The sequence below is a fragment of the Burkholderia mycopellens genome, from assembly GCF_964265025.1.
Lineage (GTDB): Bacteria > Pseudomonadota > Gammaproteobacteria > Burkholderiales > Burkholderiaceae > Burkholderia.
Window position 1 is genome coordinate 1,069,451 of the sequence record NZ_OZ183802.1, and the last position, 16,994, is coordinate 1,086,444.

At 66.7% G+C, this 16,994-nt stretch carries 13 protein-coding genes; 6 read left to right on the plus strand and 7 right to left on the minus strand.

The annotated features are described in order from the left end of the window. Window positions 1-22: 22 nt before the first annotated feature. A complete protein-coding gene (locus ACPTTC_RS04995; protein ID WP_423391748.1) occupies window positions 23-1,240 on the plus strand; it encodes a Bcr/CflA family multidrug efflux MFS transporter in 1,218 nt (405 codons plus the stop codon). Between the two features lie 95 nt (window positions 1,241-1,335). Here ACPTTC_RS04995 and ACPTTC_RS05000 read toward each other — a convergent pair whose 3' ends face one another. The 3 genes from ACPTTC_RS05000 to zwf all read right to left on the minus strand — a co-directional run bounded on the left by ACPTTC_RS05000 (window position 1,336) and on the right by zwf (window position 5,480). After that, window positions 1,336-3,264, minus strand: a complete 1,929-nt coding sequence (locus ACPTTC_RS05000; protein ID WP_226195584.1) for a bifunctional transcriptional regulator/glucokinase — start codon at window positions 3,262-3,264, stop codon at window positions 1,336-1,338. After that, window positions 3,242-3,922, minus strand: a complete 681-nt coding sequence (gene pgl, locus ACPTTC_RS05005) for a 6-phosphogluconolactonase (protein ID WP_174948318.1) — start codon at window positions 3,920-3,922, stop codon at window positions 3,242-3,244. Before pgl ends, ACPTTC_RS05000 begins: the two co-directional genes overlap by 23 nt. Window positions 3,923-4,010: 88 nt before the next feature. Beyond that, the gene (gene zwf, locus ACPTTC_RS05010; protein WP_175967003.1) at window positions 4,011-5,480 is read right to left on the minus strand and encodes a glucose-6-phosphate dehydrogenase; all 1,470 of its coding nucleotides are present in this window, start codon (window positions 5,478-5,480) and stop codon (window positions 4,011-4,013) included. A gap of 431 nt (window positions 5,481-5,911) precedes the next feature. Here zwf and ACPTTC_RS05015 point away from each other — a divergent pair, with 431 nt between their 5' ends. From ACPTTC_RS05015 to ACPTTC_RS05030, 4 genes are all read left to right on the plus strand, one after another. Further along, window positions 5,912-7,159 carry an ABC transporter substrate-binding protein gene (locus tag ACPTTC_RS05015; RefSeq protein ID WP_175967005.1) on the plus strand — a complete coding sequence of 416 codons (1,248 nt, stop codon included), beginning with the start codon at window positions 5,912-5,914 and terminating at the stop codon, window positions 7,157-7,159. A 138-nt stretch (window positions 7,160-7,297) separates the two neighbouring features. After that, window positions 7,298-8,236 carry a carbohydrate ABC transporter permease gene (locus ACPTTC_RS05020; RefSeq protein WP_175951608.1) on the plus strand — a complete coding sequence of 313 codons (939 nt, stop codon included), beginning with the start codon at window positions 7,298-7,300 and terminating at the stop codon, window positions 8,234-8,236. Continuing rightward, a complete protein-coding gene (locus ACPTTC_RS05025) occupies window positions 8,226-9,083 on the plus strand; it encodes a carbohydrate ABC transporter permease (protein ID WP_011544828.1) in 858 nt (285 codons plus the stop codon). Before ACPTTC_RS05020 ends, ACPTTC_RS05025 begins: the two co-directional genes overlap by 11 nt. A 112-nt stretch (window positions 9,084-9,195) precedes the next feature. Further along, window positions 9,196-10,314: an ABC transporter ATP-binding protein gene (locus ACPTTC_RS05030; protein ID WP_175951609.1), complete on the plus strand. Its 1,119-nt coding sequence runs from the start codon at window positions 9,196-9,198 to the stop codon at window positions 10,312-10,314. Between the two features lie 63 nt (window positions 10,315-10,377). On the opposite strand, the gene ACPTTC_RS05035 is transcribed toward ACPTTC_RS05030, so the two are convergent. From ACPTTC_RS05035 to trxB, 4 genes are all read right to left on the minus strand, one after another. Next, window positions 10,378-11,598, minus strand: a complete 1,221-nt coding sequence (locus ACPTTC_RS05035) for an ISL3 family transposase (RefSeq protein WP_423391749.1) — start codon at window positions 11,596-11,598, stop codon at window positions 10,378-10,380. Between the two features lie 115 nt (window positions 11,599-11,713). Beyond that, window positions 11,714-12,337, minus strand: a complete 624-nt coding sequence (locus ACPTTC_RS05040) for a trimeric intracellular cation channel family protein (RefSeq protein WP_124613300.1) — start codon at window positions 12,335-12,337, stop codon at window positions 11,714-11,716. Further along, a complete protein-coding gene (locus tag ACPTTC_RS05045; protein ID WP_226195586.1) occupies window positions 12,324-13,103 on the minus strand; it encodes a Smr/MutS family protein in 780 nt (259 codons plus the stop codon). Before ACPTTC_RS05045 ends, ACPTTC_RS05040 begins: the two co-directional genes overlap by 14 nt. 137 nt (window positions 13,104-13,240) lie before the next feature. Beyond that, the gene (gene trxB, locus ACPTTC_RS05050; protein ID WP_175951611.1) at window positions 13,241-14,203 is read right to left on the minus strand and encodes a thioredoxin-disulfide reductase; all 963 of its coding nucleotides are present in this window, start codon (window positions 14,201-14,203) and stop codon (window positions 13,241-13,243) included. A 439-nt stretch (window positions 14,204-14,642) separates the two neighbouring features. Between trxB and ACPTTC_RS05055 the strand changes: the two genes are divergently transcribed. Then, window positions 14,643-16,952: a DNA translocase FtsK gene (locus ACPTTC_RS05055; protein ID WP_175967013.1), complete on the plus strand. Its 2,310-nt coding sequence runs from the start codon at window positions 14,643-14,645 to the stop codon at window positions 16,950-16,952. The last annotated feature ends 42 nt before the right edge of the window (window positions 16,953-16,994 follow it).

Here is a 16,994-nt window from a genome sequence, read left to right on the forward strand (position 1 = left end):
GCGGGCTCCAATCCGGATACCCATGTCTCACGTCATCCGACGCCGGCCCGATGCCCGGCTGATCCTGTTGCTCGGCGCGCTTGCCGCCTGCGGGCCGATCGCTACCGACATGTACCTGCCGAGCCTGCCGTCGATCGCCGACGGCTTCTCCGCCAGCCCTGGCGCCGCGCAGCGCACGCTGACGAGCTTCATGGCCGGTTTCTCGGTCGGCATGCTGCTGTACGGCCCGCTGTCCGACACGTGGGGCCGGCGCCCCGTGCTGCTCGGCGGCATCGCGCTGTTCACGCTTGCGAGCATCGGCTGCTTCGTGTCGACTTCGATCGACATGCTGATCCTCGTGCGCTTCCTGCAGGCGCTCGGCGCCGGCGCGGCGTCGGTGCTGTCGCGTGCGATCGCGCGTGATGCGCACGAGCCGACCGACGCGGCGAAGGTGCTGTCGATGGTCGCGATCGTCACCGCGGTCGGGCCGTTGCTCGCGCCGCTGATCGGCGGGCAGATCCTGCGCTTCTCCGGTTGGCGCGGCGTGTTCGTCGTGCTGGCGGTGTTCGGCGCGGTGTGCGCGGCGACCGCGTACCTGCGCGTGCCCGAAACCTGGCCGAAGGAGCGGCGCAAGAGCGCGGCCGTGCTCGCGTCGTTTGCGTCGTACGGGCGCATCCTGTCCGATCCCGTCGCCTGGGGGCACATGCTGTGCGGCGGGATGGCGTTCGCGTCGATGTTCTCGTACATCACCGCCACACCATTCGTGTACATCGAGTATTTCCACGTGTCGCCGCAGCACTACGGGCTGCTGTTCGGCCTGAACGTCGTCGGGATCATGATCGGCAACTTCGCGAACACGCGGCTCGTCGGCCGCATCGGTTCGCTGCGCATCATCGCGGCCGCGTCGCTCGTGAGCTGCATCGCGTCGCTCGCGGTCGCGCTCGTCGCGCTGACCGGGTGGGGCGGGCTGTGGTCGATCGTCGTGTGCCTGTTCTTCGTGGTCGGCGTGGTCGGGATCCTGTCCGCGAACTGCACGACCGACCTCATGCATCGCTATCCGCACAACGCGGGCGCGTCGGCGGCCGTGTTCGGTGCGATGCAGCTCGCGCTCGGCGCGCTTGCGAGCGTCGCGATCGGCGCACTCGCGGACGGCACGCCGTTCGCGATGGGCGTGACGATCGGCGTCACGGGCGTGCTGTGTTTCGCCGGCCGATACCTCGTGTTGCGCTGGCACGGGCGGCCCGTCAAAGCGGGCGCGTGAACCGCGGCCTGACGGCAGAATGAAAAACGCCACCGCGCGCTGCGCCGGTGGCGTTTTTGTTTCGAGCGGCGGAAAGCGGCTGCCGCCGAGCCGTGTCAGTCGCGCGCGACGTCCTTCGCAGCCGGCGATGCGCCGTGGCTCAGCCAGTCGAGCACGTCGGCGGTATCGTCGTCGCTCGCGCGTGCTTTCGCCTGCGCGACGGCCTCGGGCAGTTCGCCGTTCGTCGACGCACGGCGGATCGCGACGCCGACCGCGAGGATGTCGATCATCAGCAGGTGCAGGATCCGCGAGATCATCGACAGCTGCGATTCGCGCATCTCGATGTGGTCGGTTTCGAGCGCGACGGTCGCGCGCTTCGCGAGCGGGGTGTTGCTCGACGTGATCGCGATCACCTTCGCGCCGGCCTGCATCGCGACGTCGAGCACGCGGAGCAGCTCGGGCGCGCGCCCCGACTTCGACACCGCGACGATCACGTCGCCCTTGCCGAGCAGCGCGGCCGACGCGGCCTGCATGTACAGGTCGCCGTACGCGATCGTCGGGATCCCGAAGCGGAAGAACTTGTAATGCGCGTCCTGCGCGACGATGTTCGAGTTGCCGAGCCCGTAGAACTCGATGCGCCGTGCGCCGTTCAGGATCTCGATCGCGTTCTCGACGTGCTCGAAGTTCAGGTGCTCGCGCAACTGCAGGATCGCGGACACCGTGTTGTCGAGCACCTTCGCGCCGAAGTCGGTGGCCGTGTCGCCGAGATGCACCTGGCTGTGGCTCATCGGGATCGTGCCGGTGAGGCCGGTGGCGAGTTTCAGCTTGAAGTCGGACAGCCCCTGGCAGCCGAGCGAGCGGCAGAAGCGGATCACCGTCGGCTGGCTCACGTCGGCCTTGCGCGCGATGTCGACGATCGGATCGTTGATGATCGAGCGCGGATGGTTCAGCGCGAGATCGGCGACGCGCCGCTCGGCCGGCGTCAGCGCATCGCGCATCTGGCGGATTCGCTCGAACACGGCCGACGACGCGCCGCCCGAGCGGTTCGACAACTGCTCGGCGAGGATCGCCGACACGCCGAGGAACGCCGGGTATTCGGCGGTGATCAGGTAGGTCGGGATGTTCTCGAGATAGTGCGTGAAACGGCCCTTCGCCTCGAAGCGTGCGCGGAACGACGAGCGCGTGAACAGTTCGCCGAGCTTCAGCGCGACACCGCCGCCGATGTACACGCCGCCGAGCGCGCCGAGCGTCAGCGCGACGCTGCCCGCGAACGCGCCGAGAATCCCGCAGAAGCATTCGACCGTCTCGAGCGCGAGTGCGTCGCCCGCATGCGCGCGTTCGACGATCTCGACCGTGTCGACGGTCGCGGCGACGCGCTTCTTGTCGCGCGCGGCGAGCGCGCGATAGATGATCTCCATGCCGGGGCCCGCGCACACGCGTTCGAACGACACGTGCGGAAACTTCTTGCGCGCGTACTGCAGCACCAGGTCCTCGCGCTCGTCCTGCGGCGCGAACGACGCGTGGCCGCCCTCGCTGCCGAGTGCGATCCAGCGGTCGTCGGCCGGAATCAGCCCCGACACGCCGAGCCCGGTGCCGGGCCCGAGCAGCCCGATCACGCTGTTCTGGCGGCGCGTGCCGCCGCCGACCTGCACGCGCTGCGCGTCGGTCAGGCCCGGCAGCGCCATGGCCAGCGCGGTGAAATCGTTGACGACGAGCAGGGTGTCGAAGCCGAGCGCACGGCGCGTCGCCTCGATCGAGAAGCTCCAGTCGTGGTTGGTCATCGTGACCTGGTCGCCGTCGACCGGATTGGCGATCGCGATCGCCGCGTGGTTCACGCGGCTGATCTTCACGTCCTTCAGGTACTTGCGGATCGCGTCGGTGATCGTCGGATAGTCGGCGCCGGGATACACGCGGATCTGCGTGATCTCGCCCGGGCCGGTTTCCAGCGCGAAGCGCGCGTTGGTGCCGCCGACGTCCGCGAGCAGGCGCGGGCCGTCGGCATGCTGACCTGCGACGACCGCCTTACTTTGCGCACCAGTAGACATCGAGCTGGGTCCCCTTGTCGTTGGCCAGTTGGGAAATCGCGTTCTTCTGCAGCGACGCGGCCGCGGCGTCGAGCACCGCGCGCTTGCGTTCGCCCGCGATCAGCAGGAACAGCCGGTCGACGCGCTTGAGCGCATCGAGCGAAAAGCTCACGCGCGCGTGCGGCGCGGCGCCCGGATGCACGGCGACGAAACGCTCGGGCGTCGTGATCGCGTGATCCCATTCGGGCGCATCGGCGAAGATCGACGCGGTATGGCCGTCCTCGCCCATGCCGAGTACCGCGACGCTCGGCACGCGGTAGTCGGCGTTCGCGTTCAGCGCGGCGACGTGCGCGTCGAGCGCGGCGCGCGTGTCGACGAGCGGCAGGAAGCGGGCGGGGGCGGCTGCATGCTGCAGCAGCGTGTCGCGCACGAGGTGCGCGTTGCTGGCTGCGTCGTCCTCCGGCACCCAGCGGTCGTCGACCAGCGTCACGTCGACGCCGGCCCAGTCGAGCGCCGCGTGCGACAGCGTTTGCAGGAACGGGCGCGGGCTCGTGCCGCCGGACACCGCGAGCGTCGGGCGCGCGGGGCCGGCGAGCGCGGCGCGCAGCGCATCGCCGACGGCGCGCGCGAGCGCTTCGCTTTGCGCTTCCTGGGTGTCGAAAGCGTGGATCTCGATCACATCTCCTCCGGACTGCTTTGTCTGTTCAAATCGTACGAATCGTGGGGCGCGTTGCCGCGTACGGTGGCGTGCGCGGCAACGGCTTGCATCAGTTTTCTTCTTCGAGCCAGCAGGTGTCGTGCTGCGCGAGCATCGCGCTCGCGGCGGCCGGCCCCCAGGTGCCCGCCGCGTACGGCTTCGGCGGCTTCAGCGAGCGCGCCCATTCGTTCAGGATCGGCTCGACCCAGCGCCATGCGGCTTCCTGTTCGTCGCGCCGCACGAACAGCGCGAGCCGGCCGTTGATCACGTCGAGCAGCAGGCGTTGGTACGCCTCCATCTGCCCTTCCTTGAAGAACCGGTCGAACGCGAGGTCGAGGTGCACGCTCGCGAGGTTCATCCCTTCGCCGGGCTGCTTCGCGAGGCAGTACAGGCGGATCGTCTCGTTCGGCTGCAGCCGGATCACGAGGCGGTTCGAGCCGGGACGCAGCGCGGTGGGGCCGAGTGCCGAATGCGGCACCGGGCGGAAATTGACGACGATCTCCGCGACGCGGTCGGCAAGCCGCTTGCCGGTGCGCAGGAAGAACGGCACGCCGGCCCAGCGCCAGTTCTCGATCTCGACCTTCAGCGCGACGAAGGTTTCGGTCTGGCTGTCGGGCTTCACGCCCGGCTCGGTCGCATAGGCCGGCACCTGCGCGCCCTTGATCACGCCCGCATGATACTGGCCGCGCACGGCAACCTTGCCGATGTCGCGCGGATCGACCGGCTTCAGCGCGCGCAGTACGCGCAGCTTCTCGTCGCGCACCGAATCCGAATCCATCGAATGCGGCGGCTCCATCGCGACGATCGACAGCAACTGCAGCAGGTGGTTCTGCACCATGTCGCGCAGCGCGCCGGTATTGTCGTAGAAATCGCCGCGCGCCTCGACGCCGAGCTCCTCGGCGATCGTGATCTGGATGCTCTCGACCCATTCGCGGCGCCACAGCGGCTCGAACAGCGCATTGCCGAAGCGCAGCGCGAGCAGGTTCTGCACGGGTTCCTTGCCGAGGTAGTGGTCGATCCGGTAGATCTGGCCTTCCGCGAAGATCTCGCCGACCGCGTCGTTGATCGCGTTCGACGACTTCAGGTCGTAGCCGAGCGGCTTCTCGAGCACGATGCGCGAGCCTTCGCTCAGGCCGACCGACGCGAGCGCGTTGCAGATCGGCACGAACAGCGACGGGCCCGTCGCCAGATAGAACACGCGGATGCCGGGCAGCGATGCGATCGCGTCGCGCAGCACGGCGTAGTCTTCCGCGCGGCCGAGGTCGAGCTTGACGTACTCGATGCGCTGGAGAAAGGACTTCCACGCGGCTTCGTCGAAGGCCTTGCCGGCCGCCTTGACCGCATGCGGTTTCACATGCGTGTCGACCCACTCGAGATAACCCGCCTGATCCGATTCGTGCCGCGCCACGGCGACGATCCGGCCGCTCTCCGCCAGCATGTTCGCACGATGCGCCTCGAACAGCGCGGGCAGGATCTTGCGCATCGACAGATCGCCGGTGCCGCCGAAAAGTACGAAGGTAAAGCTGGAATCGGTATGCATGTGTCTCCGCCGGTTTTGGGGTGCTGGGAAGCGATCCGTAGTGCGATAAAAATATTTTTGACACTGAATTGTAGTTTAACTACAATCCGCCGCAAGGGGTAGCACCTGGGTGAAGAAAAAAAGAAGTGCGGTCGACGAACTGCGCGAGCTTCGCCTTCGGGAACGCCATGTGCCGAATGTTATCGGACATTGACGGCGCGCATCGTCAGCGCGACGTCTACCCCGGGCTCGCGCCGCATCATCGCGGCGGGCCAGAAACACAAAGAGGAGACACGCCGTTGAATCTCGATTCACGCTTTCTGTAAGAGCCCGGCCGGTCATCGGCCCCGTACGCTGCATGCGTCCCGCGGCTCGATTTCCCCGTCGTTATCAAGAAGCCGGTTCCCCGTCAGGGAACCTCACGAGTTGATTCAGTCTGGAGGAGATAAGTAATGAAAGTTCGCTCGATCATGGGCGCGCTCTGCGCCGCAGGCCTGATGGCTGGCGCCGTGGCGGCGCAGGCAGCCGAGAATGTGACGGTGCTGCACTGGTGGACCTCGGGCGGCGAGTCGAAGGCCGTCGGCGTGCTGAAGGACGACTTGCAGAAGCAGGGCTATGTGTGGAAGGACTTCGCGGTCGCGGGCGGCGCCGGCGCCGCGGCAATGACCGCACTGAAGACCAAGGTGATCAGCGGCGACGCACCGTCGGCCGCGCAGATCAAGGGTCCGCTGATCCAGGACTGGGCCGACCAGGGCGTGCTCGTCAACATCGATTCCGCTGCCGGCGACTGGAAGCAGAACCTGCCGCCGGAAATCGACAAGATCATCAAGTACAAGGGCCATACCGTCGCGGCGCCGTTCTCGGTGCACCGCGTGAACTGGCTGTACATCAACAAGGCCGCGCTCGACAAGGTCGGCGCGAAGGTGCCGACCACCTGGCCTGAATTCTTCGCGGTGGCCGACAAGCTGAAGGCCGCGGGCATCCAGCCGGTCGCGATGGGCGGCCAGCCGTGGCAGGACCTGACGCTGTGGGAAGACGTCGTGCTGTCGCAGGGCCCGGCGTTCTACAAGAAGGCGCTGGTCGACCTCGACCAGGCGACGCTGACGTCGCCGCAGATGCTGTCCGTGTTCGACACGGTGCGCAAGATCCAGGGTTACTTCGATACCGGCCGTAACGGCCGCGACTGGAACCTCGCGACCGCGATGGTGATCAACGGCAAGGCCGGCATGCAGTTCATGGGCGACTGGGCGAAGGGCGAGTTCGAGAACGCCGGCAAGAAGGCGGGCAAGGACTACATCTGCGCGGCGGTGCCGGGCACGGCGAATTCGTACACGTTCAACGTCGATTCGTTTGTGTTCTTCCAGCAGAAGGGTGAGAAGGCGGCGACGCCGGGCCAGCTCGCGCTCGCGAAGACGATCATGACGCCGGACTTCCAGGAGCAGTTCAGCCTGCTGAAGGGGTCGGTGCCGGTACGTCTCGGCGTGAAGATGGACAAGTTCGACGACTGCGCGAAGAAGTCGTATGCCGACGAGCAGACCGCGATCAAGTCGGGCGGGTTCGTGCCGTCGCTCGCGCACGGGATGGCGCAGAGCGATGCGACCGCCGGCGCGATCACGGACGTCGTGACGAAGTTCATGAACTCGCAGCAGGATTCGAAGAGCGCGGTCGCCGCGCTCGCGAAGGCCGCGAAGGTCAAGTAACGCGCGGCAGGCGCCCGGCCGGACACGCTTCATCGGCCGGGCGTTTTCGCATGTGCAGCAAACGGGCTCGCCCGCGGGCTCGTGCCGTACCCGGCGCCGGCCCGGCCTGCGTCGCCCTCGTTCCAGGAGTCGAATCAAGTGGCTGCCCCTCTTAGCGGAAACGGATCCGGCGCTGCCGCCGCACGGCGTACGTCGCCGATGTCGGCGTTCGCCGATCGCTGGATCCCGAAGCTCGTGCTTGCGCCGAGCGTCGCGATCGCCGTGGTGTTCATCTACGGCTTCATCCTGATTACCGGCTATCTGTCGCTGACCAATTCGCGACTGTTGCCGAACTACGAATTCGACGGCTTCGGCCGTTACACGGACCTGTTCCAGAACGACGTGTGGTGGACCTCCGCCGCGAACCTCGGCTGGTTCGGGATTCCGTTCATCGCGATCTGCGTCGCGCTCGGGCTGTTCCTCGCGATCCTGCTCGACCAGCGGATCCGCAACGAAGGCGCACTGCGCGCGGTCTTCCTGTATCCGATGGCGCTGTCGTTCATCGTGACCGGCACCGCGTGGCAGTGGATCCTGAACCCGGGCCTCGGCCTCGAGAAGGTGATGCACGACTGGGGCTGGACGAGCTTCTCGTTCGGCTGGCTCGACGATCCGGACAAGGCGATCTTCTGCGTGGTGATCGCGGCCGTGTGGCAGTCGACCGGCTTCGTGATGGCGCTGTTCCTGGCAGGGCTGCGCGGCGTCGACGCGGAGATCTTCAAGGCCGCGCAGGTCGACGGCGCGACGCTGCCGACCATCTACCGCAAGATCGTGATCCCGAGCATGCGCCCGGTGTTCTTCTCGGTGCTGCTGATCCTCTGCCACATCACGATCAAGACCTTCGACCTCGTCGTCGCGCTGACGGCAGGCGGCCCGGGCACGTCGTCGTCGCTGCCGGCCATGTTCATGTACACGTTTTCGTTCAACCGCGGCCAGCTCGGGCTCGGCGCGGCGTCGTCGGTGATGATGCTCGCGACCGTGGTCGCGGTGCTGGTGCCGCTGATGTATATGGAATCGAGGAGCACCCGCAATGCAGCCTAAGATGACGATCAGCCGGGCAGTGATCTACGCGGCGCTGATCCTGTTCGCGCTGTATTTCCTGTTCCCGATCTACGTGATGCTGTCGACGTCGTTCAAGGATCTCGACCAGCTGCGCACCGGCAACCTGCTGACGCCGCCCACCACGTGGACCGTCGACCCGTGGGTGAAGGCCTGGAGCGGGGCGTGCACCGGCGTGCGCTGCGACGGCATGAAGCCGTTCTTCCTGAACTCGCTGCAGATGGTGATCCCGGCCGTGCTGATCTCGTCGCTGATCGGTGCGTTCAACGGCTACGTGCTCACGCACTGGCGCTTTCGCGGCGCGGACGCGCTGTTCACGATGATGCTGGTCGGCTGCTTTATCCCGTTCCAGGTGATCCTGCTGCCGATGGCGCGCCTGCAGGGGATGCTCGGCCTCGCCAATACGATTCCGGGCCTCGTGTTCGTGCACGTCGTGTACGGCATCGCGTTCACGACGATGTTCTTCCGCAACTTCTACGTGAGCGTGCCGGCCGAACTGGTGAAGGCCGCGCGCATCGACGGCGCGGGCTTCTTCACGATCTTCACGAAGATCCTGCTGCCGGTGTCGCTGCCGATCTTCATGGTGTGCCTGATCTGGCAGTTCACGCAGATCTGGAACGACTTCCTGTTCGGGATCGTGTTCTCCGGCGTCGATTCGATGCCGATCACGGTTGCGCTGAACAACCTCGTCAACACGTCGACGGGCGTGAAGGAATACAACGTCGACATGGCCGGCGCGATCATCGCCGCGCTGCCGACGCTGCTCGTCTACATCGTCGCCGGCCGCTACTTCGTGCGCGGGCTGACGGCGGGCGCGGTGAAGGGGTAAGCGCGGCTTCATCCGATACGACGAACCGGCCGCGCTTCGCGCGCGGCGCATCGAAACGAACCCGACGCGGCGCCGGAGTGCGCCGCGCGAGACGAGACAGAGGATTCACAGCATGGCAAGCCTTTCCATCCGTGACGTGTACAAGACCTACCCGAACGGGGTGCCGGTCCTGAAGGGTGTCGACATCGAGATCGAGGACGGACAGTTCCTGATCCTGGTCGGCGGGTCGGGCTGCGGGAAGTCGACGCTGCTCAACATGATTGCCGGGCTCGAAACCGTGACGAGCGGCGAGATCTGCATCGACGGCAAGGTCGTCAACGACCTGTCGCCGAAGGATCGCGACATCGCGATGGTGTTCCAGTCGTACGCGCTGTATCCGTCGATGACGGTGCGCGAGAACATCTCGTTCGGCCTGAACATCCGCAAGGTGCCGAAGAGCGAACAGCAGCAGATCGTCGACCGCGTGTCGCAGATGCTGCAGATCCAGCACCTGCTCGACCGCAAGCCGGGCCAGCTGTCGGGCGGCCAGCGCCAGCGTGTCGCGATGGGCCGTGCGCTCGCGCGCGATCCGTCGCTGTTCCTGTTCGACGAGCCGCTGTCGAACCTCGACGCGAAGCTGCGCATCGAGATGCGCGCGGAAATCAAGCTGCTGCACCAGCGCCTCGGCACGACGATCGTCTACGTGACGCACGACCAGATCGAGGCAATGACGCTCGGCGACCGGATCGCGGTGATGAAGGACGGTGTCGTCCAGCAGTTCGGCGCGCCGCAGGACATCTACGATTCGCCGTCGAACCTGTTCGTCGCGGGCTTCATCGGCGCGCCGCCGATGAACTTCATCAACGGCAAGCTGGTCGAGCAGGGCAGCGGGATCGCGCTCGAAGTCGACACGGGCGTCAAGCGCGGTGCGCTGAACCTGCCGTTCGATGCGGCGAAGCTGAAGTCGCACGTCGGCCGCGAGGTGATCCTCGGCCTGCGTCCGGAGCGCATCACCGACGTGCGCCACGCGCACAACGGCGACGCGTCGCACCTGCAGCCGTTCGACGTGCGCGTCGACGTGACCGAGCCGACCGGGCCGGACACGCACGTGTTCGCGCAGGTGAACGGCAAGCGCATCGTGAGCCGCGTGCATCCGGCCGCGAACCCGCAGCCCGAACAGACGCTGTCGCTGCTGTTCGACGTGTCGAAGGCGGTGCTGTTCGATCCGGCGTCGGAAGAGCGGATCGCGTGACGGTGCGCGCGCGCTGAATGAAGCAAGGAGGGGCCGTCTTCGGACGGCCCCTTTGTTTTTGGTTCAACGCGGAATTCCGGGGAACGCGGCGCGGATCTTGAGGAAGAAATACTCCTCGTCGCGATAGCCGTAGGCCCTGCGCTTGATGACCTTGATGGTGTTGTTGATGCCTTCGACAACGCTGGTATTGAGCGGATGGCGGCAGCGGGTCACGATTCCGTGCCAGTAGCCCTGCAAGCGCTCGGCGAACTTTTGCAGGGCGGCAATCCCGCTTTGCTGGGCCTGTTCGAACCATTGCCCCCAAGCCTTGTCCGCCCAGGCTGGCTTTCGGTAGAACCAGAGCCGTTTGAGCTCGTCGCGTAGCACGTAGACGCATAACAGCGACTGATTGGCGGCCAGCAACTCCCTCAACTGCACTGCCTGTTCTGGCTTCAGATTGTGCCGGTTGCGCAGTAACAGCCAGCGGCTGGACTTCAGAACCTTCCGGGCCGGCTTGTCATGTCGAAGTTGATTGGCCTGATCCACACGTACCCGGTCGATCACTTCGCGGCCGTACTTGGCCACGACGTGGTACAGGTCAAAGACGATTTCCGCTTGCGGGCAGTGCTCCTTGATCTCCAGCTCATAGGCCGTGGTCATGTCGATGGCGACCGCTTCGATGCGCTCGGCAACGCCTTCGGGCAACTGTTCGAAGAAGGCTCGAGCCGTTTCGCGCGAGCGTCCAGGTCCCACCCAGAGCACTTGTCGGCCGATCGGATCGACTACCACCGTGGCGTAGCGGTGGCCTTTATGCAGCGCAAACTCGTCCATCGCCAGATAGCGGATCGTCGACCAGTCCGGCTCGGCCACGCGCGCCCGTAGGCACATCTTGTCGATCGCTTTGACCGTGTGCCAGCCCAGATCGTAGAAGGCCGCCACCGCCTGCACGCTGGCAGCCTGTAGCAGCTTCTCGCACGCCTTGGCGAAGCGCTCCGTCACTCGTTGGTAGCGGCCCAGCCATGCAAGCTTCTCCAGTCGCGGGCCACCGCAGCGTTCACACCAGACCCGGCGACGAGGCACATACAACACCACCCGGTATTCGAACAGCGGCAGATCACGCACTCGGCGAACCGTCGTCTCGTGGATCTGCTGGCAGCGTGCACCGCATTGCTCGCAGTACATGACCTTGCTGACCGGCTTCAGATACAGCGATAGCGTGCGGCCTTCGCCTTCCGGCCATTCCACACGCTCCAACCGATAACCCGTCCAGCAACCCAGTGCCTGAAGCGCCTTGCGATCGAGCAATTCTTCCTCCTGACCTCCTTAAAGTCAGGCGTCAGGTTACGCAATCGCTCTCAAACCCTCCACGATTTTCCGCGATGAATCTTGTTTTTGCGCTGCGCTGTCGCTGGGTTGGCCGTCAGTGCGGCAGCCGCACGTCGAACTTGAATGTCGCGAGCCGTGCGACGAGGATGAAGCCGGTCGCGAGCAGCACGCTGTACACCGAGTCGAACTGCAGCCACGCGAGCAGCAGGTAGAACCAGCAGCCGACGAACGCGCAGGTCGCGTACGGCCGCGAATCGCGCAGGATCAGCGGGATGTCGTTGCACAGCACGTCGCGGACGATCCCGCCGACCACGCCCGTGATCACGCCCATCATCACCGCGATGAAGCGCGGCATCTCGGCATCGAGCGCGATCGCCGTACCCGAAATGCTGAAGATCCCGAGCCCGATCGCATCGGCGACGAGCAGCAACCGTTCGGCCGACAGCCGCGACAACATTCGCAGCACGAACGGCGCGAACAGCGCGAGCACGAAGATCGCGATCACGTAGTCGTCGTGCACGACCCAGTAGAACGGCCGGCGCTCGAGCAGGATGTCGCGCAGCGTGCCGCCGCCGAACGCGGTGGCGAGCGCGACGACGAACGTGCCGACCGAGTCGAGGCGGTTCTTGCGCGCCTCGATGAAGCCCGAGATCGCGAAGGCCAGCGTGGCGATCGCCTCCAGTATCGCGATCGCGAGCGTCAGCCTAGGATGCGGCACGCGGCCCCCGGTCGCCAGGCGCCGCGAACGGCTGCAGCAGCACCAGCACCGCGCCCGCGCCGCCGTCGTGGCCGCGCGCCTCGCAGAATGCGATCACTTCTTCCTTCTGCACGAGCCACGCGCGCACCTTGCCTTTCAGCACGGGTTCCTTGCCGATCGAGCCGAGCCCCTTGCCGTGGATCACGCGCAGGCAGCGCAGCCCTTTCTTGCCGGCTTCGCGGATGAATTCGGCGAGCGCATCGCGCGCCTCGTCGCGCCGCATCCCGTGCAGGTCGATCTGGGCCTGCACGATCCAGGCGCCGCTGCGCAGCTTGCGCACGACGTCGCGGCTGATGCCGGGACGGTGGTAGTACAGCGAATCGTCGCTGTCGAGCAGCGTCTCGGGATCGAATTCGTCGGACAGCGTCGCGTTCAGCACGGCTTCCTCGTCGCGCTGCGTCTGCTTCGGCACCGGGTCGGGCGGCGTGCGGCCGGCCGCCGCGCGCGGCGGCGCCTTCAGCGGCTGGATCGCGCCGATCTCGTTGCGGAACAGGTTCGCGTCGGCTTCCGCCTTGCGCTCGGCCTTGGCCGTTTCGATGCGCTCGCGGTCGCGGCGATCGGCTGCGCCTTGCAGCGACTTGCGCAGCGCGCCGAGGCCGGCGAGCCCCTGGCCGCGCAACGCGGCGGGATCGGGCGCGGGCACCGGTGCAGCGGGCGCGGGGTTTGCGGGACGGGCGGCGATCTGCCGCTTCGCGGGATCGCTCGGATGGGGCTGGTTCTTCGCCATGATTCGGTACGCAGGGCAGGCGCGTTCGGGCGCGCGGGCAAAAAAAAGCCGCTGCACGGCGGCAGCGGCTTGTCCGGCCAGACCCGCTTCGCGGCAGCGGACGCCATTGTAGCGCCCGGCGCGACAGGTCTCGCGGCTTACTTCTTGTCGTGCAGGCTTTCGAGGTAGCGCTGCGCGTCGAGCGCGGCCATGCAGCCCGTGCCGGCGCTGGTGATCGCCTGGCGATACACGTTGTCCTGCACGTCGCCCGCGGCGAACACGCCCGCGACGCTCGTCGACGTCGCGTTGCCGTGCAGGCCGCTCTTCGTCAGGATGTAGCCGTCCTTCATCTCGAGCTGGCCCTGGAACAGGTCGGTGTTCGGCTTGTGGCCGATCGCGACGAACACGCCCTGCACGTTGAGGTCTTCCGTCGCGCCGGTCTTCACGTTCTTGATGCGCAGGCCGGTGACGCCCGAATCCTCGCCGGTCACTTCGTCGAGCACGTGATCCCACTTGATCACGACGGCGCCTTCCTTTTCCTTCTCCAGCAGGCGGTCGATCAGGATCGGTTCCGCGCGGAACTTGTCGCGGCGGTGGATCACCGTGACCTTCTTCGCGATCCCCGTCAGGTAGAGCGCTTCCTCGACGGCCGTGTTGCCGCCGCCGATCACCGCGACTTCCTGGCCGCGATAGAAGAAGCCGTCGCAGGTCGCGCAGGCCGAGACGCCCTTGCCCATGAACGCTTCCTCGGACGGCAGGCCGAGATACTGCGCGGACGCGCCGGTCGCGATGATCAGCGAATCGCACGTGTATTCGCCCGAGTCGCCGATCAGGCGGATCGGCTTTTCGTGCAGCTTCGCGGTGTGGATGTGGTCGAACACGATTTCGGTGTTGAAGCGCTCGGCGTGCTCGAGGAAGCGCGCCATCAGCTCCGGACCCTGCACGCCTTTCGCGTCTGCCGGCCAGTTTTCGACGTCGGTCGTGGTCATCAGCTGGCCGCCCTGCGCGATGCCGGTGATCAGTACCGGGGACAGGTTGGCGCGTGCCGCGTAGACGGCAGCCGTGTAGCCGGCGGGGCCGGAACCGAGAATCAGGACTTTGGCGTGTTTGGGCGTGGACATGTGCGAATCCGTAAAAGGCGGCCGCGGCGGGCGGGGTAGGGCTCGCCGTACGATCCGGGTTGACCGGGATGCCGTCATAGATGGGTATCAGACGCGCATTATAAAGGCCCCGTTGCTGCGTTGCCGAACGAGAGTTTCAATCGACGCGATAGTGTCGCGCGGCGCAACGGCCGCGCACGCGGGGCGGGCGGGGCGCGCGGCGGCGCGTTGTCGCACGGGGGCTGCGGGGCGGGACGCCGGCTCGACGCGGCGCGGCAGCGGTGCCCGGCGGGGAGCCGGATCGGCGCAAAAGGGCCGCTGCGGCGCACTTGCGCCGGGCCGGCCGTACCCCGGCCCCGTTATGTAACCGTCATTTACACTTGGCGGCCCGGTGCAGCGTTTACAATAAGCGGGATCGAACGACAGGCGGGCGCACGGCCCGTCCTCTTTATACGGATTCATGGCAAAAGCTCCTTATTCCGCCCAGGCACAGGCGTTGCCGCACCGGATGTCGAAGCTCCTCACGGAGATCCGCTGGATTCTCCAGGTCGCGCTCTGCGCATTTCTGGTGATGGCCCTGCTGAGCTACAGCCGGCGCGATCCGAGCTGGACGCACGCGGCCCAGGTGGACCACATCACGAACTGGGCCGGCCGCGTCGGCGCCTGGACGGCCGACATCATCCTGCTGCTGTTCGGCCTGTCGGCCTACTGGCTGATCGTGCCGCTCGCGCGACGCATTGCCGTCAACTATCGCCGCATCACGCGCCACGAGGCGGTCTCGGAGGAATCCGAGCGGCCGATCGGCTGGCTCACCGAAATCCTTGCGTTCATGCTCGTCGTGCTGGCGTGCGACGGCATCGAGGCGCTGCGCATGTGGTCGCTGAAGGTGCAGTTGCCGCGTGCGCCCGGCGGCGTCGTCGGCGAGGCCGTGGCGGGCGCGATGTCGCATGCGTTCGGCTTCACGGGCGGCACGCTGCTGCTGCTGATCGCGCTGGCGATCGGCCTGTCGCTGTATTTCCGCTTCTCGTGGCTGTCGGTGGCCGAGCGTGTCGGCGGCGCGATCCTGTCCGCCGTCAACGTCGCGAAGCTGCGCCGCGAGGCCGAGCGCGACCGCAAGCTCGGCGAGGCCGCGGCGGTGCGCCGCGAAGGCAAGGTCGAAGAGGAGCGCGTGCGCATCGAGGATCACGAGCCGGTGACCATCGTGCCGCCGGTCGTGACGCCCGTGAAGTCCGAGCGCGTCGAGCGCGAGCGCCAGGTGCCGCTCTTCACCGACCTGCCGGGCGATTCGACGCTGCCGGCGGTGTCGCTGCTCGATCCCGCGCCGAAGGCCCAGGAGGCGATCTCCGCGGACACGCTGGAATTCACGTCGCGCCTGATCGAGAAGAAGCTGAAGGACTTCGGCGTCGAGGCGAGCGTCGTCGCCGCGTATCCGGGCCCGGTCGTCACGCGCTACGAGATCGAGCCGGCCACCGGCGTGAAGGGCAGCCAGATCGTCAACCTCGCGAAGGATCTCGCGCGCTCGCTGTCGCTCGTGTCGATCCGCGTCGTCGAGACGATTCCCGGCAAGAACTACATGGCGCTCGAGCTGCCGAACCAGCGCCGCCAGACGGTGCACCTGTCCGAGATCATCGGTTCCGAGGTGTACGCGGCCGCATCGTCGGCGCTGACGCTGAGCCTCGGCAAGGACATCGGCGGCAAGCCGGTGTGCGCGGATCTCGCGAAGATGCCGCACCTGCTGGTCGCCGGCACGACTGGTTCCGGCAAGTCGGTCGGGATCAACGCGATGATCCTGTCGCTGCTGTACAAGGCGACGGCTGACCAGGTGCGCCTGATCCTGATCGATCCGAAGATGCTCGAAATGAGCGTCTACGAAGGCATTCCGCACCTGCTGTGCCCGGTCGTCACCGACATGCGCCAGGCCGGTCACGCGCTGAACTGGACGGTCGCGGAAATGGAGCGCCGCTACAAGCTGATGAGCAAGCTCGGCGTGCGCAACCTCGCGGGCTACAACAACAAGATCGACGAGGCCGCGAAGCGCGAGGAGAAGCTGCCGAATCCGTTCAGCCTGACGCCGGAGGATCCGGAGCCGCTCGGCCGCCTGCCGAACATCGTCGTGGTGATCGACGAATTGGCCGACCTGATGATGGTCGTCGGCAAGAAGGTCGAGGAACTGATTGCACGGATCGCGCAGAAGGCGCGCGCGGCCGGCATCCACCTGATCCTCGCGACGCAGCGTCCGTCGGTCGACGTGATCACGGGCCTCATCAAGGCCAACGTGCCGACCCGGATCGCGTTCCAGGTGTCGTCGAAGATCGACTCGCGCACGATCCTCGACCAGATGGGCGCCGAATCGCTGCTCGGGATGGGCGACATGCTGTACCTGCCGCCGGGCTCCGGGCTGCCGGTGCGCGTGCACGGCGCGTTCGTCGGCGACGATGAAGTCCATCGCGTCGTCGAGAAGCTCAAGGAGCACGGCGAGCCGAACTACGTCGAGGGCCTGCTCGAAGGCGGCACCGCCGACGGCGACGAGGGCTCGGCCGGCGCGGGAACCGGCGAAGGCGGCGGCGAGTCTGATCCGCTGTACGACCAGGCGGTCGAGATCGTCATCAAGAACCGCCGCGCGTCGATCTCGCTCGTGCAGCGCCATCTGCGCATCGGCTACAACCGCGCGGCGCGCCTGCTCGAGCAGATGGAGCAGTCGGGGCTCGTGTCGGCGATGTCGTCGAGCGGCAACCGCGAAATTCTTGTGCCGGCGCGCGACGCGGAATGAGTCCGCGGCGTTCGCAGCGCCGGCCACCCAGGGAGAAAACCG

Excerpts from the sequence above, each read along its gene's own strand:
- ACPTTC_RS04995 (WP_423391748.1), top strand. The coding sequence starts at position 23 with ATGTCTCACGTCATCCGACGCCGGCCCGATGCCCGGCTGATCCTGTTG.
- ACPTTC_RS05000 (WP_226195584.1), bottom strand. The coding sequence starts at position 3,264 with ATGTCTACTGGTGCGCAAAGTAAGGCGGTCGTCGCAGGTCAGCATGCC.
- zwf (WP_175967003.1), bottom strand. The coding sequence starts at position 5,480 with ATGCATACCGATTCCAGCTTTACCTTCGTACTTTTCGGCGGCACCGGC.
- ACPTTC_RS05015 (WP_175967005.1), top strand. The coding sequence starts at position 5,912 with ATGAAAGTTCGCTCGATCATGGGCGCGCTCTGCGCCGCAGGCCTGATG.
- ACPTTC_RS05025 (WP_011544828.1), top strand. The coding sequence starts at position 8,226 with ATGCAGCCTAAGATGACGATCAGCCGGGCAGTGATCTACGCGGCGCTG.
- ACPTTC_RS05030 (WP_175951609.1), top strand. The coding sequence starts at position 9,196 with ATGGCAAGCCTTTCCATCCGTGACGTGTACAAGACCTACCCGAACGGG.
- ACPTTC_RS05045 (WP_226195586.1), bottom strand. The coding sequence starts at position 13,103 with ATGGCGAAGAACCAGCCCCATCCGAGCGATCCCGCGAAGCGGCAGATC.
- trxB (WP_175951611.1), bottom strand. The coding sequence starts at position 14,203 with ATGTCCACGCCCAAACACGCCAAAGTCCTGATTCTCGGTTCCGGCCCC.
- ACPTTC_RS05055 (WP_175967013.1), top strand. The coding sequence starts at position 14,643 with ATGGCAAAAGCTCCTTATTCCGCCCAGGCACAGGCGTTGCCGCACCGG.